The organism is Blastococcus sp. SYSU DS1021, assembly GCF_054050995.1.
The window spans coordinates 57,018-77,996 of the sequence record NZ_JBJHAL010000015.1 but is presented as its reverse complement, the minus strand read 5'-3'; the positions used below and the strand labels follow the sequence as shown (position 1 = coordinate 77,996).

Genomic DNA, 20,979 nt, shown 5'->3' with positions numbered 1-20,979 from the left:
GAAGGGGGCCACGGCGCAGCGCCGCGGCCCCCTCCTCACGCGTCGATCAGAGAGCGCGGACGTTCTCCGCCTGCGGGCCCTTCTGGCCCTGCGTCACGTCGAACTCGACCTGCTGGCCCTCGTCGAGGGACTTGTAGCCGCTACCGGTGATGGCGGAGTAGTGGCAGAAGACGTCGGCGCCGCCGCCGTCCTGGGCGATGAACCCGAAGCCCTTCTCCGCGTTGAACCACTTCACAGTGCCCTGAGCCATGTCGTTCTTCTTCCGTGCTGGGAGGTGACCGCACAGGTACGTACCGGGTGCGGGGCCGCCGCACCGACCGGCAGGACCGAGAGGAACGTCAGGCAGAGACGACCGCGGACGTTCGAGAACGAAAGCAGAGGCGCAACAGCGACCGAGGAGAACACTACTCCTCCTGCGGCTCTCCCGGGAACAGCCGGGTCGGCGGTGCCCCTCCGGTGGGCGACCCGGCCGGCGGACGTCGCGGACCGGTGCGCGAGCATCGTCGGTATGACTCTTCCGGGCCCCCGCGAACCCGGCTGGGTGCACGACGCGATCTGGTGGCACGTCTACCCCCTCGGCTTCGTCGGGGCGGAGCGGGAGACCACACCCGGCCAGCCGCTGCGCCACCGGCTGCGCGGGCTGGTCCCCTGGCTGGACCACGCACTGCAGCTGGGCGTCTCCGGCCTGGTCCTGGGACCGGTGTTCGCGGCGGAGACCCACGGCTACGACACCACCGACCACCTGCGCATCGACCCCCGGCTCGGCGACGACGCCGACTTCGACGCCCTGGTCGCGGAGTGCCGGTCCCGCGGCCTGAGAGTGCTGCTGGACGGCGTCTTCAACCACGTGGGCCGGGGGCACCCGGCGTTCCAGCGGGTGCTGGCGGAGGGTCCGGCCGCGGCCACAGCGGGGTGGTTCCGGCTGCGCTGGCCCGGCGGCCCGGAGGTGTGGACGCCGGGCACGGAGCCCGACCACGACGACTTCGAGGGCCACCGCCACCTGGTCGCGCTCGACCACGGGTCGCCGGCCGTTGCCGACCACGTCACCGAGGTGATGTCGCACTGGCTGGACCGCGGCGCCGACGGCTGGCGGCTGGACGCGGCGTACGCCGTCCCGACGTCGTTCTGGGCGGAGGTGGCCGGGCGGGTGCGCTCCCGGCATCCCGGGGCCTACCTCATGGGTGAGGTCATCCACGGCGACTACCGCCGGTTCGTCGACGAGTCGACCCTCGACTCGGTGACCCAGTACGAGCTGTGGAAGGCGATCTGGAGCGCGCTGAACGACCGCAACTTCTTCGAGCTGGATGCGGCGCTGGACCGGCACGGCGGCTTCCTCGAGGGTTTCGTGCCCTACACCTTCGTCGGCAACCACGACGTCACGCGCATCGCCAGCCGGCTGCGCGACGACCGCCACCTCGCGCACGCCCTGGTCGTGCTGCTCACCACCGGGGGGACGCCCTCGGTCTACGCCGGCGACGAGCACGCCTTCCGCGGTGTCAAGGAGGACCGGGCCGGCGGCGACGACGCCGTCCGGCCGCCGTTCCCGGGCTCGCCGGCCGAGCTCTCACCGGTCGGCCTGCCCGTCTACCACCTGCACCAGGAGCTCATCGGCGTGCGCCGCCGGCACCGCTGGCTGCACGCTGCCCGTACGCGGACGCTGCACCTGACCAACGAGACGGTCGTCTACGAGGCGGTGGCGGGCAGCGAGCGGCTCGTCGTGGCCCTCTCGGTCGCCGACGGCCCGGCCGAGCTGCCGGCGCCGCGGGCGGGCGCGGTGCTGTCGGGGGCGGCCGACGTCTCCGCACCCGGCTCCGACGGAGCCCGGGTGCGGGTGCCGGCGCACGGGTGGGCGGTGCTGGCCGGCTGACGCCGGCTCAGCGGCTGGTCGCCAAATCCTTCACCGCCTTCACCACGTACAGCGAGGCGAGGGCCAGGAAGACCGCGCCGACCGCTGCCCGCACCTGGTCCTCGGTGACCGACGTCCGCTGGGCCACCGGCCCGGCTACGGAGTCGGCCACGCGCGCCCGCCAGCCCTTGAGGCCGGCCTTGCCGAAGGTGATCGCATCCATGGCAGGGATCCCTACCCCGCGCACGCCCGGATAGCCACCACCGGCACCACCGGACGAGGCCGAGGCCACGTGCAGGGACACGGGCAGGTGGGCAGTGACCGTTCATGGAGCTACCCATCGGAGCGGCGCGCACGGTGCAGGTCGGCGATCACCGGCTGGGGGTCTGGGAAGCCGGGAGCTCGGGGCCGGCGGTGCTGCTGATCCACGGCATCCCCACCAACTCCCGGCTGTGGTGGGACGTCGTCCCGGAGGTGTCCGCCTCGGCCCGGGTGCTGGCCGTCGACATGCTCGGCTACGGCGACTCCGACCCCTCCGGCGACCACCCGGTCGACCTCGCGGCCCAGGCGGCGCGGCTGCTGCGGCTGCTGGACACCCTCGGCGTGGACCGGGCGGTGGTCGTCGGCCACGACCTGGGCGGTGGCGTGGCGCAGATCCTGGCGACCACCGCCACCGACCGGGTCGCCGGGCTCGGTGTGGTCAACGGCGTCTGCTACGACGGGTGGCCGGTTCCCCTGGTGCGGGCGATGAAGGGCACCTGGCCCGCCCTCCAGCTCCTCCCGCCGCCGCTGCTCGCGAGCGCCCTGCGCCCGGCGCTGCGCTCGCTCTTCGTCCACCAGCAGCGGGCCACGCCGTTCATCGACCGCTTCGTCGCGCCGTGGGCCCGCCCGGGCGGCCCGGCGCAGCTCGCACGCCACCTGCGGTCGCTGGACTCGGTGTACACCCAGACGGTGGCCCCGTTCCTGCCCCGGCTGGAGATGCCCGCCGAGGTGGTGTGGGGCCGCCAGGACCACCAGATGAAGTCGCGGTACGGGCAGCGGCTCGCCGACGACATCCCCGGCGCGCGCCTCACCTGGGTGGACGACGCCAGCCACTTCGTGCCCGCGGACCGGCCGGACGTCGTGGCCGAGGCGGTGCTCCGCCTGGTCCAGCAGGCCTGAACGTGCTCGCCGACGTGTCCGGCCGCCCGGGGTCGGGTAGGCCTTCCGTCATGACATCACCGCTGGTCAGGCCACGTTCGCAGAAGATGATCGCCGGGGTCTGCGCGGCCCTGGCCAACCGGTTCGGCGTCTCCACCGGACTGGTCCGGATCGCCTTCGTGCTCTTCGGGCTCTTCGGGGTCGGCGAGATCGTCTACATCGGGCTCTGGATCATGATCCCGAAGCAGCGCTGACGCGCCGCGACGGCTGTGATTGGCTGACGGCCGTTCCGCACGCCTGCGAAGGGACCGCCATGCCGATCCTCCCGAGCCTCGCCGAGGCGCTGGTCAGCGCGCGGGTCGAGGTCGTCGACCTCACCGCGCCCCTATCGGCGGAGACGCCGGTCATCCAGCTGCCCGAGCAGTTCGCCCAGACGGCGAGGTTCGAGCTGGAGGAGCTGAGCCGGTACGACGACCGGGGCCCGGCCTGGTACTGGAACAACTTCCGCAGCGGCGAGCACACCGGCACGCATTTCGACGCGCCCAACCACTGGGTCACCGGGCGGGACGGCGACGACGTCGCCTCGGTGCCCGCCCGCCGGCTGATCGCCCCGGCGGTGGTCCTCGACTTCTCCGCGCAGGCGGCCGAGGACCCCGACTTCCTCCTCGAGGTCGACCACGTGCGCGAGTGGGAGGCCGCCCACGGCCCGCTGCCCGAGGGCGGCTGGCTGCTCTACCGCACCGGCTGGGACGCCCGGTCGGCCTCCCAGCAGGAGTTCCTCAACGCCGACGACACCGGCCCGCACACCCCCGGCCTGTCCGTGGAGTGCGCGCGCTGGCTGGCCGAGGAGTCGCCGGTGCTGGGGCTGGGTGTGGAGACCGTGGGCACCGACGCCGGCGCCGCGCACTCCTTCGACCCGCCGTTCCCCTGCCACGCGGCGCTGATGGGCAGCGGGAAGTACGGGCTCACCCAGCTGCAGAACCTCGCGCTGCTGCCGCCCACCGGCGCCCTGCTCGTGGTGGCTCCCTTGCCGATCGTCTCCGGCTCCGGCTCGCCATCGCGGGTGCTGGCGCTGGTCGAGCGGGGATGACCCGGGTTCCCGGGCGCACGGTCGCGGCGGCCGTCGGGGAGACGCTCGTCGCGCGCGGGGTCGACACGGTCTTCGGCGTCGTCGGCTCGGGCAACTTCGTGGCGACCAACGCGATGGTCGCCGCCGGGGCCCGGTACGTGGCCGCCCGGCACGAGGGCGGCGCGGCGACGATGGCCGACGCGTACGCCCGCACCACCGGCCGGCCGGCGGTGCTCAGCCTGCATCAGGGCTGCGGGCTCACCAACGCGCTCACCGGCATCACCGAGGCCGCGAAGAGCCGGACCCCGCTGGTGGTGCTCACCGCCGAGGCCACCTCGCCGCGGTCGAACTTCTTCGTCGACCAGTTCGCCCTGGCCACGGCCGTCGGAGCGGCGCCGATGCGGGTGACCTCGGCGGCGGACGCGGTGGCGTGCGCCGCGGCCGCGGTGGACGCCGCCCGGCTGGAGCGGCGCACGGTCGTGCTCAACCTCCCGCTGGACGTCCAGTCCCTCGCGGCGGAGGAGGGCGAGGCGCCGCCGGCACCGCACCGGCCGCCCGCGGTGCCCGCCGACGCCGAGGTGGTCCGCCTGGCGGAGGCGCTGCGGGCGGCGCGGCGGCCGGTGTTCGTGGCCGGCCGGGGCGCGCGGGGTGCCCGCGCGGCGCTGGAGGCCCTCGCCGAGCGCTGCGGCGCGCTGCTGGCCACCTCTGCGGTGGCCCGGGGCCTGTTCCGGGGCAACGCGTGGGACCTGGACGTCTCCGGCGGGTTCGCGACCCCGCTGGCCGCCGAGCTGATCTCCGGCGCCGACCTGGTCATCGGCTGGGGGTGCCAGCTCAACATGTGGACGATGCGGCACGGCCGGCTCATCGCCGACGACGCGACCGTCGTCCAGGTCGACCTCGACGCCGACGCGATCGGGGTCCAGCGGGCGGTCGCCCTCGGCGTGGTCGGCGACGTGCGCGCCGTCGCCGAGGCCGCCGCGGCCGCCGCGGCCCGGCTGGGGGAGCCGGTCGCCGTCGGCTACCGGACGCCGGAGGTGCGCGCCGCGCTGGCCGCCCGCGGCCGCTGGCGGGACGAGCCGTACGGCGACGGCGGGAACGGCGGGCGGATCGACCCGCGCACGCTCACCGTCGCGCTGGACGACCTGCTGCCCGCCGAGCGCGTGGTCGCCGTCGACTCCGGGAACTTCATGGGTTACCCGAGCATGTTCCTCGACGTCCCCGACGAGCAGGGCTTCTGCTTCACGCAGGCGTTCCAGTCCGTCGGCCTGGGCCTGGCGACGGCGATCGGCGCGGCGCTGGCCCGGCCCGACCGGCTGCCGGTGGCGGCGCTCGGCGACGGCGGCGCGCTCATGGGGGCCGCCGAGCTGGAGACCGTCGTCCGGCTGGGCCTGCCGATGGTGGTGGTGGTCTACGACGACGCCGGCTACGGCGCCGAGGTGCACCACTTCGGCCCGCACGGGCACCCGCTGGACACCGTCCGCTTCCCGGAGACCGACTTCGCCGCGATCGCCCGCGGGCACGGCTACGCGGCGCTCACCGTGCGGCGGACCGCCGACCTCGAGGGGGTCGCCACCTGGCTGGCCGGCCCCCGGACGGCGCCGCTGCTCGTCGACGCCAAGGTGACCCGCGAGCAGCCGTCGTGGTGGCTGGAGGAGGCGTTCCGCGGCCACTGAGGCACGATCCGGCTACCAGGCGGTGGTGGCCTGCAGCACGGCCTCGGTGAGGGCGCGGGTGCGCAGCTCCGTCACCCGCTGGTACTCGGGGTCGGCCACCATCTTGCTGAACGCCTCGCGCGAGGGGTAGCGGACCAGCAGCACCGCGTCCCAGGACTGCCCGTCCTCGGCCACCAGCGAGGTCGAGCCGTCGCCGGCGTAGAGCACCTCGCCGCCGTAGCGGGGGAGGAAGGTGCTGTTCAGCGCATCGGCGTACTGCGCGTAGAGCTCGCGGCCGCCCTCGGCGAACCGGAGCAGGTTGAGCATCACGACGGGCCCGCCGGGGTCCTCCTGCAGGTAGCGCTTCAGGTCCGTCCCGCGGGGGTCGATCGCCATGCCTGCAAGCTAGCAAGCGCGGCCGGTGGCCGGTGGCCGGCCGCCGCGGTCACGGCCAGCCCTGCTCGTGCAGCGGCGTCACCGTGACCTGGTTGAGCACCAGGTGGTCCGGGGCGCTGACCACCCACGCGACGAGGTCGGCGACGTGACCGGCCGGCAGAGCTTCGGTGGCCGGCTTCTCCGCGCCCTCGCGGCCGGTCGTGCGGCGGTCCGCCGGATCCCACGCACCCCAGGACGTCGCCATCGCGCCGGGGTAGAGCACGCACGCCCGGATGCCGTGCTCCCGCCCCTCGGCGGCCAGCGACTGCGTCAAGCCGGTCAGGGCGAACTTCGAGGAGCAGTAGGCAGCCGCGTTCGCCCACCCGCGCAGCCCTGCGACCGACGAGATGTTCACGATCGTGCCCCCGCCGGCAGCACGCAGGTGCGGGAAGACGGCCTTGCTCAGCACGAAGGGGGCGCGCAGGTTGACCGCGAGGACACGGTCCCACTCTTCGACCGTCGTCTGCTCGACGGTCCCGGGGACGTCGGTGCCGGCGGCGTTGACCAGGACGTCCACCGATCCCCAGGCCGCGACGACCTCGTCGACGGCGGTCTGGGTCTCCGCCGCGTCGGCGAGGTCCACCGCACGACTCAGAGCCGTCCCACCCGCTCGCTCCACGTCGCGCTCGACGGCGGAGAGGTCACCGGCGTCGCGCGCGAGGAGGGCCACGCGGTACCCGTCCTTCGCCAGCCGGAGCGCCACCGCCCGCCCCAGCCCGCTGCTCGCCCCGGTGACCATCGCCACCCGCTGTCGTGCCGTTTCCGTGCCGGCCACCTGGCCTCCTGGATCCGCTGGGCGCCCGGGCGCACCAGCACGGCTGGGACGCGGGCGCACGAATGTCTCGGCTCAGCGCCGTCCGGCGGGATCGAGCAGCCGGTCGAAGACCGCCCCGGTGGCCTGCGCCTGGACGTACTTGTCCACCACGTCCACCACCAGGTCACGCCTCGACCACCGCGTGGGGTGGTAAAGCCCCAGGGCGGAGTTGAGCAGCACGTCACCGGGGTAGACGGCCGCGAAGACGGCGTGCACCGCTTGCTGGCCACGGGCTCCCCGGAGCGCGGCGACGCCGTAGGCGGCACCCCACATCGCTCCCAGCGAGAAGTGCGTGACCCAGTTCAGCCGCCGACGCCCCTGCGCGGTCTCCGGGTCGACGGGCAGCACCTTCTGGGCGAAGTCGGCCGGCGCGTAGCTCTCGCCCCGCCGGGTCAACGGCATCTCGACGAACTCCTGGAAGGCCGTCATGACGACGGTGCCGCCGATGCCGGCGAGCACCCCCCGTCCCATCAGGCTGGCGGCCGACGGCTCCCTCGACGTTGGCATCCGTGACGGCTACCCGCGGAGATCACGGCCACACCTCCGCACGGGGTTCGGGGTGCGCACCGACATCCCATGGGGTCCGCCGCGCCACCGACAGCCGGGCGGTGCGGCGGGTCCAGCCTCGCGCGCGGGCGCGCGAGGCGGCCCGGACGGTGGGGATCCGCCCGGCCCGGGTAGGGGCGCAGGCATGCAGAGCGCACCCCAGCTCCGGGAGAGCAGCATCCGGCTCCGTGACGGCCGCACGCTCGCGTACGCCGAGTACGGCGACCCCGCGGGACGGCCGGTGCTGGGCTGCCACGGGTCGCCCAGCTCCCGGCTGGAGCGGCACGTCGAGGACCCGGAGGACTACCGGCGGTGGGGCGTCCGGTTCGTCGTCCCCGACCGTCCCGGCTTCGGGCGCTCGGACCCGCACCCCGGCCGCCGGGTCGCCGACTGGCCCGACGACGTCGCCCAGCTGCTGGACCACCTCGGCATCGAGCGGTGCGCGGTGCTCAGCCTCTCCGGCGGCGCCGCCTACGCGCTTGCCTGCGCGCACGCGCTGGGGGACCGCGTGTCGACCGTCGGAATCCTCGGCGGCGCACCCCCGCCGGACGTGCCATGGCCCTGGCCGCGCTGGATCCCCCGGCAGCTGCGGGCGGCCGTGCACCGTCCGGCCCGGCTGGCGGCCGTGCTGCGCCCGGTGCTCGCCCCGGTCGGGCTACGACCGCGGACGATCCCGCGCTACCTGCAGCTGCGGCTCAACGCGGCCGACCGGCGGGTGCTCGGGCGCCCGGCCGTCCGGCGCATCCTCGCCGACACCTTCGCCGAGGGCCTGCGCAACGGCAGCGCGGTGCTGGCCGAGGACCGGGCCCTGCTGTTCCGGCCGTGGGGGTTCCCGCTGTCGGCCGTCCGCCAGCAGGTGCACCTGTGGCACGGCACGCAGGACTGGCAGGTCCCCGTCGTCCTCGGTCAGGTGCTCAGCGCGATGCTGCCCCGCTGCTCGGCACACTGGCTGCCCGGGGAGGGGCACTTCTTCGTCTTCGACCGGGCCGAGGAGGTCTACGACGCGCTCCGGCCGTGAGCGGCCGGGCTCAGGCCAGCTGGGCGGCCACCAGCGGCTCGAGGGTCACCCGCGGGTGCCGCTGCTGCAGCATCCGCAGCGCCCACTTGTCGGGGAACAGCGCCAGCAGCTCGCCGCTGGTCCGCCGCACCACCTCGACGCCGCCGGAGGAGGCGATCAGCGGAAGGGACTCCTCGTCGGTTCGCATGGCCAGGCTGTAGGGCAGCCGGTCCAGGGCGACGGGGGCGTGGAACTCGTGCTCCATGCGGTGGGTGGCGACCTCGAACTGCATCGGCCCGACGACGGCCAGGACCGGGGATCCGTCGCCGCGGCGGTCCGAGCGCAGCACCTGGACGACGCCCTCGGAGTCCAGCTGCTCGATGCCCTTGCGGAACTGCTTGTGCTTGGCGGTGTCCTGGCTGCGGACGACGGCGAAGTGCTCCGGGGCGAAGGTGGTCAGCGGCGGGAAGGTGACGGGCCGCTCCACGTACAGGCTGTCGCCGACGCCCAGGGCCGAGGCGTTGACCAGCCCGACGACGTCGCCGGGGTAGGCGGTCTCGATGCTCTCCCGCTCCCGGCCGAACACGTGCTGGGCGTACTTGGTGGTGAACGGGCGCCCGGTGCGGCCGTGGGTGACGACCATGCCGCGTTCGAACACCCCGCTGCAGACGCGGATGTAGGCGAGCCGGTCGCGGTGCGCGGCGTCCATGCCCGACTGCACCTTGAAGACGAAGGCGCTGAACGGCTCGTCCAGGCCGCGGACCACGCCCTCGGCGTCGGGCCGACCCGACGGCGCGGGGGCGAGGTCGACCAGCGTGTCCAGCAGCGCACCGACGCCGAAGTTGGAGACCGCGGAGGCGAACAGCACCGGCGTGGTGACGCCGGAGAGGAACGAGTCCTGGTCGTGCTCGGCGCCGGTGGCCTCGAGCAGCTCGGCCTCCTCCTGCGCCTGCTGCCAGACGTCGCCCTCCTGGGCCGCGGCGTCGGCGGCGCTCAGCAGCTCCTCGGGCGCGATCGTCGCGCCGCCGGCGGTACGGGTGAAGCGGCGGAAGGCGCCGTCCCTGCGGTCGAGCACGCCGCGGAAGTCACCGGCGATGCCGACCGGCCAGGTGAGCGGCGTGGGGCTGAGTCCGGTCCGCTCGGCGATCTCGTCCATGAGCTCGAGGGCGTCCTTGCCGGGGCGGTCCCACTTGTTGACCACGGTGACGATCGGGATGCCGCGGTGCTTGCAGACGGCGAAGAGCTTCATCGTCTGGGTCTCGAGACCCTTCGCGGCGTCGACGAGCATGACCGCGGCGTCGACGGCGGTGAGCACCCGGTAGGTGTCCTCGGAGAAGTCGGCGTGCCCGGGCGTGTCGAGCAGGTTGATCACCGCGTCGCGGTACTCGAACTGCAGGGCCGCCGACGTGATGGAGATGCCGCGCGCCTTCTCCATGTCCATCCAGTCCGATACCGTGCCGCGGCGGCCGGCCTTGCCGTGCACCGCACCGGCCTGGCCGATGACGCGGGCGTGCAGGGCGAGGGCCTCGGTGAGCGTGGACTTGCCGGCGTCGGGGTGGCTGATCACGGCGAACGTGCGCCGGCGGGTGGCCTCGGCGAGGGCCGACTGTGCGGCCCGGCCGGCCTCGTGTCGTTCGGCTGCGTCGGTGACGGCGGCCACGGTGGCACTCTCCTCGTTCGGTCTGCGTCCGCGGCGGCCGGCCCTCGGGCGGCGTCCAGCGGGTCCGGGCAGGCGACCCGGACGAGCGGCCCGGAAGGGCGGCCCAGGAGAAGAACGCTACATGCGTCAGCCGACGTAGCCGCTGCGCATGTCGTCGACGATCCGCGGTCGGTCGAGGGTGGAGGGCTCCAGGTGCTGCGGGCGCCGGTCGGCCGGGAAGACGCCGGAGGCCGCCAGGACAGCGTCGTCGAGGAACCGCAGCGGCGGGGCGCCGGGGGAGAGGGCGAGCCCGGGCGGGGTCGCGCCGGGCTGCGCCAGGGCGAACCCCCAATCGCCGAAGCTCGGCACGTGCACGTGGTACGGCGTGGCCGCGAGCCCGGCGGCGTCGAGGGTCGAGACGGTGCGCCAGAAGGCGGTCGGCGTCGAGTAGGGGCTGCCGGCCTGCACCGAGACCAGCCCGCCGGGCGCCAGGGCGGCGCCGACGAGCCCGTAGAACTCGGTCGAGTAGAGCCGGCCGAGCACCGGGGTGTCCGGGTCGGGCATGTCCACGATCACCGCGTCGAACCCCGCGGCGGCCGGGGAGCGCAGCCAGCGGAAGGCGTCGTCCAGCACGACGTCGACCCGCGGGTCGTCCAGCGCGCCGGCGTTGAGGTCGGCCAGCCGGGTCCGCGCCAGGTCGACGACCGCGGGGTCGAGCTCCACCTGCACGACCTCGCGGACGGTCGGGTGGCGCAGCACCTCGCGCGCGGCGAGGCCGTCTCCGCCGCCGAGGATCAGCACCCGCTCCGGGTCGCGGGCGAGCACCGGGTGGACGAGCGCCTCGGTGTAGCGGTGCTCGTCCCGGCTGGAGAACTGCAGGTCGCCGTCCAGGTACAGCCGGACGTCGTCGGCGCGCTCGGTGACCACGATCTCCTGGTAGTCCGAGCGCTGCGCGGCCACCACGGGGTCGGCGTAGAGCCGCTGCCGGGAGGTGGTCTCGATGTCACCGGCCCGGACGAGCAGCACCCCGAGGACGGCGGCCGCGGCGAGCAGCGCAGCCGTGGCGGTACGGCGGGCACGGGGGGTGAGCTCCCCGCGGAGGACGAAGGCGGCCACGACCGCGGCCGCCAGGAGGTTGAGCACCCCGGTCAGGGCCGCGCCCCGGATCTGGCCGGCCAGGGGCAGCAGCAGGAACGGCCAGGCCAGGCCGCCGAGCAGGGCGCCGGCGTAGTCGGCGGCGTTGAGGTCGGCGAGCAGCGTGCCCGAACCGCGTGCGTCGATGCCGCTGCGCCCGGACTGCAGCAGCGTCATGAGCAGCGGCACCTCGGCACCCACGAGGACCCCGATCACGGCGGTGCCGGTCACCAGGACGGCGCTGCTGGTCCCGTAGAAGGAGAACGAGACGTAGAGCGTCACCGCGCTCAGCCCACCCACGATGCCGAGCAGGATCTCCACGGCGACGAACGTCGCGGCGGCGTGCCCGAGGAACGGCTTCACCAGCAGCGCGCCCGCGCCGAGCGCCGCGACGAACCCGGCCACGATCAGGGAGGTCTGGGTGATCCCGCCGCCGGTGAGGCTCGCCGACAGCGTGAGCAGCACCAGCTCGTAGATCAGCCCGCACGCCGCGCAGACCGCGACGGCCGCCAGCAGCAGGGGGCGCGAGCGCACTCCGCCGCCCGCCGCGGCCGGCCCTGCCGCCGGCACGCCCCGTGCGGACGCCGTCACGGCCTCAGGACAGCGCGGCGGCGTTGACCGCGCCGATCGCGACCAGGCTGACGGCGACCGCCCAGGCCGATCCGCGCATCCGCGGCTGGTTCACCAGGGAGCGCAGGTCGGCGGGGATGACCGCGTCCAGCACCCGGAGCGCCAGGGCCTGCAGCAGCACGCCGATCAGGCCGTAGACCGCCGTGTCCACCAGTCCCTGGCCCAGGTTGTCGGCGCTGGTCATGATCGCCGTCACCACGATGATCGCCAGCGCGAGGTGGTTGGCGCCGAGCAGGATCGCCGCGTTCGGGTTGTGGTCGAGGTAGACCTGCGTGCGCAGGTTGCCCGGGGTGATGAGGTCCAGCGCGAGGAACCCGAGGGCGAGCACGCCCACCCCGATGACGAAGAACAGCAGCGTCCCGACGACGCCCTGGGTCAGCAGATCGGCGTCGACGTGGCCGAACTGCACGGCCTGGTAGGTCGTGCTCACGTGAGGTCGCTCCTGGTCTCGAGGGGAGTGGGGACGTGCAGGGCGGGGGTCACTTGGCGTCCCCGGGGCCGCCGCTGCCGCCCGTGCCGACGGGGGAGCCCGGCCGGAAGCCCGGCCCGAGGAAGGCGAAGAAGCCGCTGCGGTACCGCTCGTCGAGGTCCTCGACGCGCACGGTGCTCCCGTCCGCAGCGGGGCTGACGATCACGATGTCGTCGTCGTAGCGCAGGTACTCGTTCCCGCCGTCGGCCTGCCGTTCCGCCGGGGGGACGGCCTCGGTGATGGCCGCGGTCGTGGTGCCCACCGGATCGGGCGAGGCGTAGACCGCGGCGTTGCCGACGATCTCGGTCCGCTCGTAGGTGTCGTCGAGGAAGGCGCGGATGCGGGTACCGGTCCCGCAGCTGCTCAGGAGCAGGACGGCGGCCAGCGCGAGGGCCACCATCCGGGACATGTTTCTCACGGCGTCCACCTGGTCTGTGTCGTGACGACCTCGCCGGTGTCGCCGGCGGGGTAGAGGTGCCAGGTCCGCCACGCCCACCCGCCCCCGGCCAGGGGCCGCGCGGTGAGCGCGGTCAGGGCGCCGGCCGCCCCGGGGAAGGCGCCGCAGAGCCACGCCGGGTCCGCGCCGGCCCGGTCGCGCAGCCGCAGCGCGCTCACGTCCAGCTCGGCCCGGCTCACGGTGGTGACCGAGGAGGTGAGCGCGTAGCCGCCGGACCGGGTGCTCCGGGGCAGCGGGTCGCCGCCGGCGCCGACGGCGTCGCAGGAGACCTCCTCGGTCAGCCGGGAGCCGGGGACGGCGGCGGTGACCACGTGCGAGGCGCCGAGCACCCCCAGCGTGATGGAGCCACCCCGACCGTCGTCCAGCCGGAGCCGGGCGAGCGGCTCGGCCAGGGGCCCGTCGAGCACCAGGCCGAGCGCCGTCGCGGACACGTCGCGCGGCTCCACGTCCAGCACGTGCAGGCTCATGCGCCGGGGGTGCGGTGGTAGACGGTGAGCTCCCCGCGGCTGACGGCTCGGCCGGTGGAGACCTCCCAGGACTGGGTGGGTGCCCAGCGCTCGAAGGCCAGCAGCCCGGTCTTGTCCGCCGTGGCGTAGTCGGCGTACTCGACGGTGCCGCTCGGCGGGGTGCCGGTGGTGCCCTCGGCGGTGTAGGCGGCCCGGCCCCGCTCGATCTGGCGGTGCACCCGGTCGTCGAGGATCACGTCGCCGTCGGGGGTGAGGTTGGTGCCCTCCCGCCGCATCCACAGCGTCATCTCCAGCTCGCCCTCGTCGTCCTCGACGGTGAGCCAGCGGCGGCCGGTCGACCCGTCGAGCAGGTGCTCGCGCCAGGTCATCCCGCCCTCCTCGAGGACGATCGTGCCGCGGACCACGTGGTCGACGCCCGCGTACGTGATCACGTCACCGACGCCGATGGCGTGCGGGTCGTAGACGTCGGGCTCGTCGGCCAGGGGGTCGACGCGGGGCCGCGGTGCGGCGGCCCGGGCGAGGTTCCGCCGGCGCAGCACGAGGACCACCACGGCGAGCGCGGCGAGCGCCACGAGGACCACGACCAGGAGGACGAGCAGGACATCGGGCATCGCGGGCCTCCAGGCTCGGTACGGACCGGTCGAACCTATCGCGGCGGGCTGGCTAGCGTGGCGGGCATGGGCGGGATGAAGGACCGGATGCTGTCGGGCCGGCCCTACCGGCCCGACGACCCCGACCTCGCCACCGACGGCCGGCGGGCGGCGGCTCTGCTGGCCCGCTACAACGCCGAGTCCGACGGCGTGACCCGGCACACCCTGCTCACCGAGCTGCTGGGGTCGGTGGGCGGCGGCACGACGATCCGCTCGGACTTCCGCTGCGACTACGGCTACCGCATCTCCGTCGGCGCGTTCTGCTTCGTCAACTGGGGCGGGGTCTTCCTCGACGTCGGGCCCATCACCCTCGGGAACCACGTGCAGCTCGGCCCGGGGGTCCAGCTGCTGACCGCCGGCCACCCCGTGGACGCCGGGCTCCGCCGGGCCGGCTGGCAGCAGGGGGCGCCGATCACCCTGGGCGACGACGTCTGGCTCGGCGGTGGCGTGATCGTGCTGCCGGGCGTCACAGTCGGCGCGCGCACGGTCGTGGGAGCGGGCTCGGTGGTCACCCGTGACCTGCCACCGGACGTGGTGGCCGTCGGGAACCCCGCGCGCGTCGTCCGCTCGCTCGGCGCGGAGCGGCCCTAGACCGGAACCGGCGGGGAGACCGTGCCGGCCGGCCGGCCGGTCACCGCGGTCAGCCAGTCGTCGGTCCGGCGGGCCCAGGTGCGCCCCGCCGCCCAGGCCCGGCGCTCGTCGGCCCGGCCCGGTGGTTCCGTGGCGGCCGCGCGGAGCGCCTCGACCATCTCGTCGGCGCCGGAGACGACCGCCGTGTGCGGCGGCACCTCCCCGGAGTGCTCGAGGTGCCCGGCGGTGGCCACCACGGGCAGGCCCCGGGCGGAGTAGTCGTAGGTCTTCATCGACGACTGCCCCAGCGCCCGCGCCGCGACGTCGGGGACCAAGGCGACGCGGGCGGCGTCCAGCACGGCCGGCAGCCGGTCGCGGGGCGTCAGCCCTCGGTAGGTGAAGCGCCCGGGGAACTCGCCCTCGAGCGCGAGGAAGCGGGCGCGGGCCGGGGCCGAGCGCTCGGGGAACACCAGCTGGCCGTGCACGGCGAGGGTCCAGTCGGGCAGCGCGGTGAGCACGGCCCGGACCAGCTCGACGTCGAAGCGCTCCGCGACGCTGCCCACGTAGACGGCGTGCCGCTCCGCGCGGGGGGCGGAGCGTGGTGCGGTCAGCAGCGCCTCGTCGGTGCCGTTCGGCACGACGACCGGGCGCCGCCCCGGGAACAGCCCGGCGAGGACCGGGTTCACCACGACGATCTCGTCGGCCTCGTCGGCGATCCGGCGCAGCTGGGCCGGGACGTTGCGGGCGTGCGGGAGGAGCCGGGCCCAGTCGTCGGTGCAGTCGAAGACCACGCGGCCACCGAGGCCGCGGGTGGCCCGCCAGTCCCACGGCAGCATGAGGACGGTGACGTCCTCGGCCCAGCCCGAGCGGCGGAGGAAGGCGCGCAGGAGCGCGGCGTCCACCCGCTCGGACAGGGCTCCCCGGGAGCCGGGCAGGACCGTGGAGCGCTCGGTCACGGTGACGCCGTCGCAGACCTCGGCGAACCGCGCCGCGCGCAGGTGCCGCCACCAGTTCCCCGGGTCGGTGCGCACCCGGTGGGCGTCCGCCGGGGCCTGGACGAAGCGGACGTCGCCGCCCCGGCGGACCAGCTCCCGGGCGATCATCTGCTCGCGGCGGATCGCAGGGTGCCAGGGGTCCTTCGCGACGAACCCGACCCGGGTGGCCGGTGCGGCTGGGGGGACGGGGTTCAGCGGGGGGCTCCTGCGGTGCGCACGACCCCCGACCCTAGGGCGCCGGGGCGCGGGCGGCTCGGCAGACTGGGCAGCCGGGAGCCGGGCGGAGCGCGGCGGGTCGAGGGGCGGTGCGTCGGGTGCTGGACAGGCTGCCCCGGGAGGTGTTCCGCAGGCTGCCGTTGCCGGCGAAGCGGGCGCTGCTCTTCCGGGAGGCGCACGGCCGGTTCCCCCGCCGCCCGCCGCGCACCTTCACCGAGAAGCTGAACTGGCGGGTGGTCCACGACCGCCGCCCGCTGATCGCGCAGCTCGGCGACAAGCTGGCGATGAAGGCGTACGCGGCCCGCGTCTGCCCGGAGGTGCGGGTGCCGCGCGTCCTCTGGGCGGGCACGGACGTCGCCGACCTGGCCGGGGTGCCGCTGCCCGAGCACTGGGTGCTCAAGCCCAACCACGGGACCATGCGGGTGCGGCTGGCCTCCGGACGGCCCGACGTCGCTGCCCTGCGGGAGGCCACCGCGGGCTGGCTGGACGAGCCGCTGTTCCCCACCCGCGGGGAGTGGGTGTACAGCCGGGCCCGGCGCCTGCTGCTCGTCGAGGAGTTCCTCGGGCGCCCCGGCGTCCCGCCCGCCGACCACAAGCTGCTGGTGTTCGGTGGCCGGGTGCGGCTGGTGCAGGTGGACACCGGCCGGTTCAGCGCTGGGCATCGGCGCCGGCTCTACACCGCGGAGTGGTCGCCGTTGCCGTTCGTCGACCCGGGGATGACCCTGGGACCGGCCGACCCGCCGCCGGCGAGCTACCCGGCGATGCGGGCGGTGGCGGAGGCGCTCGGCCGGGAGTTCGACTTCGTGCGCGTGGACCTCTACGACGTCGACGGCGAGCTCTGGTTCGGCGAGCTGACCCCGTACCCCGGCGGCGGGCTGGACCGGCTGCACCCCGTGGTGGACCGGGCGCTGGGCGCCTGCTGGGACCTGCCGCCGCGAGCGGCCGTCCGTGCGCCCCGGAGGAGCCGCCGCGGCACGCCGCCCGCGCCGTGACCGCGCACCGCGGGCGGCCCGCCGGCCGGGCAGTGGCGGGTCAGGAGCCGGAGGCGGGGGCGCCCGCGGGCGCCGTCCGGCTCTCGGCGTCCTCCTCCGACCGCGCCGTGCTCCCGGCGCTGTTGGAGTGGAAGGCGGTGCGCTGCGGCGCGGGGCCCGGTCGCCGGCCCGGCTCCGCGGCGGCGAGCGCCTCCGGGGCCAGCGCCGGGTCGACGCGGCCCCACTCGGTCTCGACGTCGGTGAGCAGGGCCTCCAGGTAGGCCCGCAGCTGCGCCCGGCAGGCCTGGGCGAACGCCCTGAGGAACGCCACCTGCTCCTCGAGCTCGGCGGCGGTCCGCTGCCCGGCGGCGTCGCCGCCGCCGTCCCCGGTGGGGCCCCCGGTGAGCCGGGCGGCCGCCTCCTGCGCCGCCTGCATGATCGCGCCGGCGTTCTCGCGCGCCAGCCGTAGCTGCTCCTCGTACTGGTCGCGGGCCTCGGCGGTCATCTGCCGGCTGAAGTCCTCCGCCTCGGCGACGTACTCGTCCGCCGTCTGCTGGGCGCTGGCGAGGATGCGGACCGCCTGCTCGCTGGGGGGCTCGGGCACGGTGATGCCGTCCAGGCGCTGCTGCAGCTCCGCCACCTGCCTGTGCAGCCGCTCCCGCTCGCCGACCAGGGTGCTCACCTCCGCGGCCACCAGCTCCTGGAAGCGGTCGACCTGCCCCTGGTCGTACCCCGGGTGCAGCATCGTGCCCGCGGCGAACCGCGCCCCCCGGATCTGCTCGGGCGTGAGCCGCCGAGCGTTCCCTCCGGTCCCGGACGTCTCGGTGGTGGTCATTCGGTCACCTTCCCCTCGGCACTGGGCCCCGGTCGGCTGGGGGCGAACACCTCGCTGCGCACCCGTTCCCGCGGCACGCCGTGCTGCAGGAGGCCGCTGACGGTCGCCTCCACCATGGGCGCCGGGCCGGCCACGAACACCTCCCGGCTGAGCCACGGACCGTGCCGGAGGACGACGTCACCGACGTCCCCCTGCTCCAGGCCCGACAGGTCGTCGTCGGACACCGCGTAGGTCACGCCGAGCCACGGGTGGGCCGCCCGCAGCTCGTCCAGGGCGGCGCGGTCGTGGAGCTGGTCCTCGGTGCGGGCGCCGACGAACAGGTCCACCCGGCGGGCGGGCCCCTGCCGGGCCACCTGGTCGACCAGGGCCTTCAGCGGCGCCAGCCCCATGCCGCCGGCGACGAGCAGGAGGTCGCGGTCGGAGTCGCCGGCCAGCGTGAGGTCGCCCAGCGGGGGGCCCAGCCGCAGCAGGTCGCCCTCCTCGGTGCTGCGGACGAGCGCGGTGCTGACCGGTCCGCCGGGGCGGGCCTTCACGTGCAGCTCCAGGGTGCCGTCGTCCCGGGGGGCGTTGGCGGGGGAGTAGTACCGCCACAGCCGCGGCCGGCGGTCGATCTCCAGGGACAGCGACTGGCCGGCCAGGTAGTTGACCGGCACCTCGGGCCGCACCTGGAGCACCGCCACGTCGATGGCGCGGCGCTCGTGGGACACGACCTCGGCCCGCCAGGTGGCCGGCTGGTCGCCGGACTCCTCGGCGCCCTGGATCATCACCGAGGCGACGAGCTCGTAGGCCTCGGTCCAGGTGCGGGCGCGGTGCTCGTCCCACTCGTCGTCGAAGTGCTCGAGCGTCGCGAGCAGGCTGGGCATCACCGCGGGGTAGTGCGCCGGCAGCGTGCCGAACTTGCGGTGGTCGTGGCCGAGCTGCTTGAGGATCGGGACCAGCGCGTCGAGGTCGTCGACGTGCGACACCACCTCGCCAAGCGCGTGGAAGAACCGGTCGCGCTGGTGGGCCATGGACACCGGGAACATCGCCCGCGTCTCGGGGTGGCTCAGGAACAGGTGCGAGTAGAAGTACAGCGGTGCCTCGTCGCCGGTCGCCGCCGCCTTGGCGAAGCTCGCCCGCATCGCGGCGATGTCCATGCGTGCCTCCTCGCGGCGGGGTCCGGCCGGCTACCTGGCGCGGCATCGGCTCCGGTGCGCGACGACGCCTGCGCGCTCCGCCGTCCCCTTCCCCGGTGCACGCGGCGTCACACGGGCACCGGCGAGGTTTCTGCCCGCCGGCCGGCGGGGCCGCGGAAAAGTCGTTCGCCGCCGATGAGATATCCGGGGAGAGTCCGTCTGCACCACGACGACACCGACCCAGGGTGAGGTACCCATGCCGCAGCACGCACCGCTGGCCGTGGAGGCGACGGCGCTGGTCAAGACCTACGGGGAGACCCAGGCGGTCGGCGGGCTGGACCTCGCCGTGCCGGCCGGGAGCATCTACGGCGTCCTGGGGCCCAACGGGGCGGGGAAGACGACCACCATCCGGATGCTGGCCACGCTCGTCCGCCCCGACTCGGGCAGCGCCCGGGTGCTCGGGTACGACGTCGTCGCGGAGGCCGACGCGGTGCGCGCGCAGGTGAGCCTGACCGGGCAGCTCGCGTCGGTCGACGAGGAGCTGAGCGGGCGGGAGAATCTGGTGCTGCTCGGCCGGCTCCTCGGGCTGTCCCGCCCCGGGGCCCGGGCGCGGGCCGACGAGCTGCTGGACGCCTTCGGCATCGCCGCGGCCGCGGGCAAGCTGGTGAAGCACTACTCCGGGGGGATGCGGCGCCGGCTGGACATCGCGGCCAGCATCGTGGTCACCCCGCGGCTGATGTTCCTCGACGAGCCGACCACCGGGCTGGACCCGCGGTCACGCAACCAGGTGTGGGAGATCGCCCGCGCGCTCGTGGCCGAGGGGACCACGATCCTGCTCTGCACGCAGTACCTGGAGGAGGCCGACCAGCTCGCCGACGGGATCGCGGTGATCGACCGGGGGCGGGTGATCGCCGAGGGGACCCCGGCCCAGCTGAAGGCGTCGGTCGGCACCGGGGCGCTGCACGTGCGGCTGCTCGACCCGGCCCGGCGCGCCGAGGCGGCCGCGGTCCTCGAGAGCGCGCTCGGCTCGGTCGCCCTGGAGCCGGACCCGGCGGCGCTGTCGGCCACCTGCCCCGACTCCGCCCGGGCCGCCGCCGGCGTGGCCGAGCTGGCGCGGACCGGCATCGGCATCGCCCACTTCTCCCTCGACCAGCCCAGCCTGGACGAGGTCTTCCTCGCCCTGACCGGCCGCGGCGCCGAGGACCCACCCGGAGCGGCACCGACCCTCGAGGAGCGGACGTCATGAGCACGGCGACCACGACCACCGACGCCGACGCCGCGGCCGTCCGCCGGGCGATCGCCGGCCGCGAGCGGCCCCCGCGGCCCGGACCGCTGTCGGCGGCCCTCACGTTCGGCTGGCGGGGGATGCTCAAGGTCAAGCACGTCCCCGAGCAGCTGCTCGACGTGACCGTGACGCCGGTGATGTTCCTGCTGATGTTCACGTACCTCTTCGGCGGCGCCATCGCGGGCTCCACCAGCGCCTACCTGGACTACACGCTGCCCGGCCTGCTGGTCATGTCGGTGCTCTTCACGACGGTCTACTCCGGCGTCTCGCTCAACACCGACCTGACCAAGGGCGTCGTCGACCGCTTCCGGTCGCTGCCGATCTGGCGGCCCGCGCCGCTGCTGGGCTCGCTGCTCGGGGACAGCGTCCGGTACGTCGTGGCGGGCACGGTGATCATCGTCGTCGGCGTGCTGCTGGGTTACCGCCCGGACGCGGGGGTGGCGGGCGCCGTGGCGGCGCTGGCCCTGGTGGTGGTCTTCTCGTTCGGGCTGTCGTGGGCCTTCTCGGTGCTCGGCCTGCTGATGCGCAGCCCGAACGCCGTGATGAACGCCGGGTTCATGAGCATCTTCCCGCTGACGTTCCTCTCCAACGTGTTCGTCGACCCGGCCACCCTGCCCGGGCCGCTGCAGGCGTTCGTCGACGTCAACCCGATCTCGGTGCTGGCCACGGCGTGCCGCTCGCTGATGGACGGCACGCCGGACGGCGTCGCGATCGGCGTCTCGCTGGCGGTGGCCGCCGCGCTGGCCGCGGTCTTCCTCCCGCTGACCACCCGGCTGTACCGCAGCCGCTGACGCCCGGTGCCCGCCGACGACCCCGCCCGGTTCCCGCCGTCCACGCCGGTGCTCGTGAGCCCGGCCCGGGAGCTCGGGCAGGTGCCCTCTGCATCACTCGTGCCCTGCCCACAGGAGTGGGCAGGGCACGAGTCATGCTGAGATCACCGGGCCGGGAGGCGCGGAGCGGACGGCGCCTGCCGGCAACCGGTGAACCTCGGCGACGAAGCGGCCGGGGTGGATCAACGGCTCGTCCTCACCGCCGTCGGGATCCGGG

Annotated in this window: 24 protein-coding genes; 10 read left to right on the top strand and 14 right to left on the bottom strand. The window is 75.0% G+C overall.

Features of this window, described 5'->3' with window-relative positions; translation table 11 throughout:
• Window positions 1–46 precede the first annotated feature (46 nt).
• Complete coding sequence (locus tag ACI8AP_RS12845; RefSeq protein WP_236826100.1) at window positions 47–250, bottom strand: cold-shock protein; 204 nt, start codon at window positions 248–250, stop codon at window positions 47–49.
• A gap of 258 nt (window positions 251–508) precedes the next feature.
• Here ACI8AP_RS12845 and ACI8AP_RS12840 point away from each other — a divergent pair, with 258 nt between their 5' ends.
• Window positions 509–1,867, top strand: coding sequence for an alpha-amylase family protein (locus ACI8AP_RS12840; RefSeq protein WP_456589734.1), 1,359 nt, complete (start codon window positions 509–511; stop codon window positions 1,865–1,867).
• Window positions 1,868–1,874: 7 nt separating this feature from the next.
• Here ACI8AP_RS12840 and ACI8AP_RS12835 read toward each other — a convergent pair whose 3' ends face one another.
• Window positions 1,875–2,069, bottom strand: a complete 195-nt coding sequence (locus tag ACI8AP_RS12835; RefSeq protein ID WP_456589733.1) for a hypothetical protein — start codon at window positions 2,067–2,069, stop codon at window positions 1,875–1,877.
• Between the two features lie 104 nt (window positions 2,070–2,173).
• On the opposite strand from ACI8AP_RS12835, the gene ACI8AP_RS12830 reads away from it, so the two are divergent.
• The 4 genes from ACI8AP_RS12830 to ACI8AP_RS12815 are packed head-to-tail and all read left to right on the top strand — an operon-like array spanning window position 2,174 to window position 5,728.
• Window positions 2,174–3,007 (top strand): alpha/beta fold hydrolase, encoded by an 834-nt coding sequence (locus ACI8AP_RS12830; protein WP_456589732.1) that lies wholly within the window; start codon window positions 2,174–2,176, stop codon window positions 3,005–3,007.
• Between the two features lie 50 nt (window positions 3,008–3,057).
• On the top strand, window positions 3,058–3,240 hold the full coding sequence (locus ACI8AP_RS12825; protein ID WP_456589731.1) for a PspC domain-containing protein: 183 nt from the start codon (window positions 3,058–3,060) through the stop codon (window positions 3,238–3,240).
• 59 nt (window positions 3,241–3,299) lie between these two features.
• Complete coding sequence (locus ACI8AP_RS12820; RefSeq protein ID WP_456589730.1) at window positions 3,300–4,076, top strand: cyclase family protein; 777 nt, start codon at window positions 3,300–3,302, stop codon at window positions 4,074–4,076.
• Window positions 4,073–5,728, top strand: a complete 1,656-nt coding sequence (locus tag ACI8AP_RS12815) for a thiamine pyrophosphate-binding protein (RefSeq protein WP_456589729.1) — start codon at window positions 4,073–4,075, stop codon at window positions 5,726–5,728. The genes ACI8AP_RS12820 and ACI8AP_RS12815 overlap by 4 nt, the downstream gene beginning before the upstream one ends.
• 12 nt (window positions 5,729–5,740) lie before the next feature.
• Here the strand turns inward: ACI8AP_RS12815 and ACI8AP_RS12810 are convergent, their stop codons facing one another.
• The 3 genes from ACI8AP_RS12810 to ACI8AP_RS12800 all read right to left on the bottom strand — a co-directional run bounded on the left by ACI8AP_RS12810 (window position 5,741) and on the right by ACI8AP_RS12800 (window position 7,463).
• Window positions 5,741–6,103, bottom strand: coding sequence for a DUF1330 domain-containing protein (locus ACI8AP_RS12810; protein ID WP_456589728.1), 363 nt, complete (start codon window positions 6,101–6,103; stop codon window positions 5,741–5,743).
• A 49-nt stretch (window positions 6,104–6,152) separates the two neighbouring features.
• Window positions 6,153–6,917 carry an SDR family oxidoreductase gene (locus ACI8AP_RS12805; RefSeq protein ID WP_456589727.1) on the bottom strand — a complete coding sequence of 255 codons (765 nt, stop codon included), beginning with the start codon at window positions 6,915–6,917 and terminating at the stop codon, window positions 6,153–6,155.
• Between the two features lie 72 nt (window positions 6,918–6,989).
• Window positions 6,990–7,463: a hypothetical protein gene (locus tag ACI8AP_RS12800; protein WP_456589726.1), complete on the bottom strand. Its 474-nt coding sequence runs from the start codon at window positions 7,461–7,463 to the stop codon at window positions 6,990–6,992.
• Between the two features lie 184 nt (window positions 7,464–7,647).
• Between ACI8AP_RS12800 and ACI8AP_RS12795 the strand changes: the two genes are divergently transcribed.
• Window positions 7,648–8,520 carry an alpha/beta fold hydrolase gene (locus ACI8AP_RS12795; protein WP_456589725.1) on the top strand — a complete coding sequence of 291 codons (873 nt, stop codon included), beginning with the start codon at window positions 7,648–7,650 and terminating at the stop codon, window positions 8,518–8,520.
• Window positions 8,521–8,530: 10 nt separating this feature from the next.
• On the opposite strand, the gene ACI8AP_RS12790 is transcribed toward ACI8AP_RS12795, so the two are convergent.
• The 6 genes from ACI8AP_RS12790 to ACI8AP_RS12765 form a co-directional block, all read right to left on the bottom strand.
• A complete protein-coding gene (locus ACI8AP_RS12790; RefSeq protein ID WP_456589724.1) occupies window positions 8,531–10,159 on the bottom strand; it encodes a peptide chain release factor 3 in 1,629 nt (542 codons plus the stop codon).
• Between the two features lie 126 nt (window positions 10,160–10,285).
• Window positions 10,286–11,863, bottom strand: coding sequence for a polyamine aminopropyltransferase (locus ACI8AP_RS12785; protein WP_456589723.1), 1,578 nt, complete (start codon window positions 11,861–11,863; stop codon window positions 10,286–10,288).
• A gap of 4 nt (window positions 11,864–11,867) precedes the next feature.
• On the bottom strand, window positions 11,868–12,332 hold the full coding sequence (locus ACI8AP_RS12780) for a DUF350 domain-containing protein (protein ID WP_456589722.1): 465 nt from the start codon (window positions 12,330–12,332) through the stop codon (window positions 11,868–11,870).
• 49 nt (window positions 12,333–12,381) lie between these two features.
• Window positions 12,382–12,780 carry a DUF4247 domain-containing protein gene (locus tag ACI8AP_RS12775; RefSeq protein ID WP_456589772.1) on the bottom strand — a complete coding sequence of 133 codons (399 nt, stop codon included), beginning with the start codon at window positions 12,778–12,780 and terminating at the stop codon, window positions 12,382–12,384.
• A gap of 5 nt (window positions 12,781–12,785) precedes the next feature.
• On the bottom strand, window positions 12,786–13,295 hold the full coding sequence (locus tag ACI8AP_RS12770) for a DUF2617 family protein (RefSeq protein WP_456589721.1): 510 nt from the start codon (window positions 13,293–13,295) through the stop codon (window positions 12,786–12,788).
• Window positions 13,292–13,906, bottom strand: a complete 615-nt coding sequence (locus tag ACI8AP_RS12765; RefSeq protein WP_456589720.1) for a DUF4178 domain-containing protein — start codon at window positions 13,904–13,906, stop codon at window positions 13,292–13,294. The genes ACI8AP_RS12770 and ACI8AP_RS12765 overlap by 4 nt, the downstream gene beginning before the upstream one ends.
• A 66-nt stretch (window positions 13,907–13,972) precedes the next feature.
• On the opposite strand from ACI8AP_RS12765, the gene ACI8AP_RS12760 reads away from it, so the two are divergent.
• Window positions 13,973–14,536, top strand: coding sequence for a sugar O-acetyltransferase (locus ACI8AP_RS12760; protein ID WP_456589719.1), 564 nt, complete (start codon window positions 13,973–13,975; stop codon window positions 14,534–14,536).
• Here ACI8AP_RS12760 and ACI8AP_RS12755 read toward each other — a convergent pair.
• The gene (locus ACI8AP_RS12755) at window positions 14,533–15,618 is read right to left on the bottom strand and encodes a glycosyltransferase family protein (protein ID WP_456589718.1); all 1,086 of its coding nucleotides are present in this window, start codon (window positions 15,616–15,618) and stop codon (window positions 14,533–14,535) included. The two genes, ACI8AP_RS12760 and ACI8AP_RS12755, sit on opposite strands and share 4 nt — an antisense overlap.
• 206 nt (window positions 15,619–15,824) lie before the next feature.
• On the opposite strand from ACI8AP_RS12755, the gene ACI8AP_RS12750 reads away from it, so the two are divergent.
• The gene (locus ACI8AP_RS12750) at window positions 15,825–16,718 is read left to right on the top strand and encodes an ATP-grasp fold amidoligase family protein (RefSeq protein ID WP_456589717.1); all 894 of its coding nucleotides are present in this window, start codon (window positions 15,825–15,827) and stop codon (window positions 16,716–16,718) included.
• Between the two features lie 40 nt (window positions 16,719–16,758).
• On the opposite strand, the gene ACI8AP_RS12745 is transcribed toward ACI8AP_RS12750, so the two are convergent.
• Together ACI8AP_RS12745 and ACI8AP_RS12740 are read right to left on the bottom strand one after the other, a co-directional pair.
• The gene (locus ACI8AP_RS12745; RefSeq protein WP_456589716.1) at window positions 16,759–17,532 is read right to left on the bottom strand and encodes a DivIVA domain-containing protein; all 774 of its coding nucleotides are present in this window, start codon (window positions 17,530–17,532) and stop codon (window positions 16,759–16,761) included.
• Window positions 17,529–18,668, bottom strand: a complete 1,140-nt coding sequence (locus tag ACI8AP_RS12740; RefSeq protein ID WP_456589715.1) for a globin domain-containing protein — start codon at window positions 18,666–18,668, stop codon at window positions 17,529–17,531. Before ACI8AP_RS12740 ends, ACI8AP_RS12745 begins: the two co-directional genes overlap by 4 nt.
• A 235-nt stretch (window positions 18,669–18,903) precedes the next feature.
• Here ACI8AP_RS12740 and ACI8AP_RS12735 point away from each other — a divergent pair, with 235 nt between their 5' ends.
• Both ACI8AP_RS12735 and ACI8AP_RS12730 read left to right on the top strand, forming a co-directional pair.
• On the top strand, window positions 18,904–19,893 hold the full coding sequence (locus ACI8AP_RS12735; protein WP_456589714.1) for an ATP-binding cassette domain-containing protein: 990 nt from the start codon (window positions 18,904–18,906) through the stop codon (window positions 19,891–19,893).
• Window positions 19,890–20,723 (top strand): ABC transporter permease, encoded by an 834-nt coding sequence (locus ACI8AP_RS12730; protein ID WP_456589713.1) that lies wholly within the window; start codon window positions 19,890–19,892, stop codon window positions 20,721–20,723. The genes ACI8AP_RS12735 and ACI8AP_RS12730 overlap by 4 nt, the downstream gene beginning before the upstream one ends.
• The last annotated feature ends 256 nt before the right edge of the window (window positions 20,724–20,979 follow it).

Excerpts from the sequence above, each read along its gene's own strand:
- ACI8AP_RS12800 (WP_456589726.1), bottom strand. The coding sequence starts at position 7,463 with ATGCCAACGTCGAGGGAGCCGTCGGCCGCCAGCCTGATGGGACGGGGG.
- ACI8AP_RS12840 (WP_456589734.1), top strand. The coding sequence starts at position 509 with ATGACTCTTCCGGGCCCCCGCGAACCCGGCTGGGTGCACGACGCGATC.
- ACI8AP_RS12755 (WP_456589718.1), bottom strand. The coding sequence starts at position 15,618 with ATGATCGCCCGGGAGCTGGTCCGCCGGGGCGGCGACGTCCGCTTCGTC.
- ACI8AP_RS12775 (WP_456589772.1), bottom strand. The coding sequence starts at position 12,780 with ATGTCCCGGATGGTGGCCCTCGCGCTGGCCGCCGTCCTGCTCCTGAGC.
- ACI8AP_RS12815 (WP_456589729.1), top strand. The coding sequence starts at position 4,073 with ATGACCCGGGTTCCCGGGCGCACGGTCGCGGCGGCCGTCGGGGAGACG.
- ACI8AP_RS12820 (WP_456589730.1), top strand. The coding sequence starts at position 3,300 with ATGCCGATCCTCCCGAGCCTCGCCGAGGCGCTGGTCAGCGCGCGGGTC.
- ACI8AP_RS12770 (WP_456589721.1), bottom strand. The coding sequence starts at position 13,295 with ATGAGCCTGCACGTGCTGGACGTGGAGCCGCGCGACGTGTCCGCGACG.
- ACI8AP_RS12835 (WP_456589733.1), bottom strand. The coding sequence starts at position 2,069 with ATGGATGCGATCACCTTCGGCAAGGCCGGCCTCAAGGGCTGGCGGGCG.
- ACI8AP_RS12810 (WP_456589728.1), bottom strand. The coding sequence starts at position 6,103 with ATGGCGATCGACCCCCGCGGGACGGACCTGAAGCGCTACCTGCAGGAG.
- ACI8AP_RS12795 (WP_456589725.1), top strand. The coding sequence starts at position 7,648 with ATGCAGAGCGCACCCCAGCTCCGGGAGAGCAGCATCCGGCTCCGTGAC.
- ACI8AP_RS12845 (WP_236826100.1), bottom strand. The coding sequence starts at position 250 with ATGGCTCAGGGCACTGTGAAGTGGTTCAACGCGGAGAAGGGCTTCGGG.
- ACI8AP_RS12740 (WP_456589715.1), bottom strand. The coding sequence starts at position 18,668 with ATGGACATCGCCGCGATGCGGGCGAGCTTCGCCAAGGCGGCGGCGACC.
- ACI8AP_RS12765 (WP_456589720.1), bottom strand. The coding sequence starts at position 13,906 with ATGCCCGATGTCCTGCTCGTCCTCCTGGTCGTGGTCCTCGTGGCGCTC.
- ACI8AP_RS12760 (WP_456589719.1), top strand. The coding sequence starts at position 13,973 with ATGGGCGGGATGAAGGACCGGATGCTGTCGGGCCGGCCCTACCGGCCC.
- ACI8AP_RS12745 (WP_456589716.1), bottom strand. The coding sequence starts at position 17,532 with ATGACCACCACCGAGACGTCCGGGACCGGAGGGAACGCTCGGCGGCTC.
- ACI8AP_RS12735 (WP_456589714.1), top strand. The coding sequence starts at position 18,904 with ATGCCGCAGCACGCACCGCTGGCCGTGGAGGCGACGGCGCTGGTCAAG.
- ACI8AP_RS12730 (WP_456589713.1), top strand. The coding sequence starts at position 19,890 with ATGAGCACGGCGACCACGACCACCGACGCCGACGCCGCGGCCGTCCGC.
- ACI8AP_RS12825 (WP_456589731.1), top strand. The coding sequence starts at position 3,058 with ATGACATCACCGCTGGTCAGGCCACGTTCGCAGAAGATGATCGCCGGG.
- ACI8AP_RS12830 (WP_456589732.1), top strand. The coding sequence starts at position 2,174 with ATGGAGCTACCCATCGGAGCGGCGCGCACGGTGCAGGTCGGCGATCAC.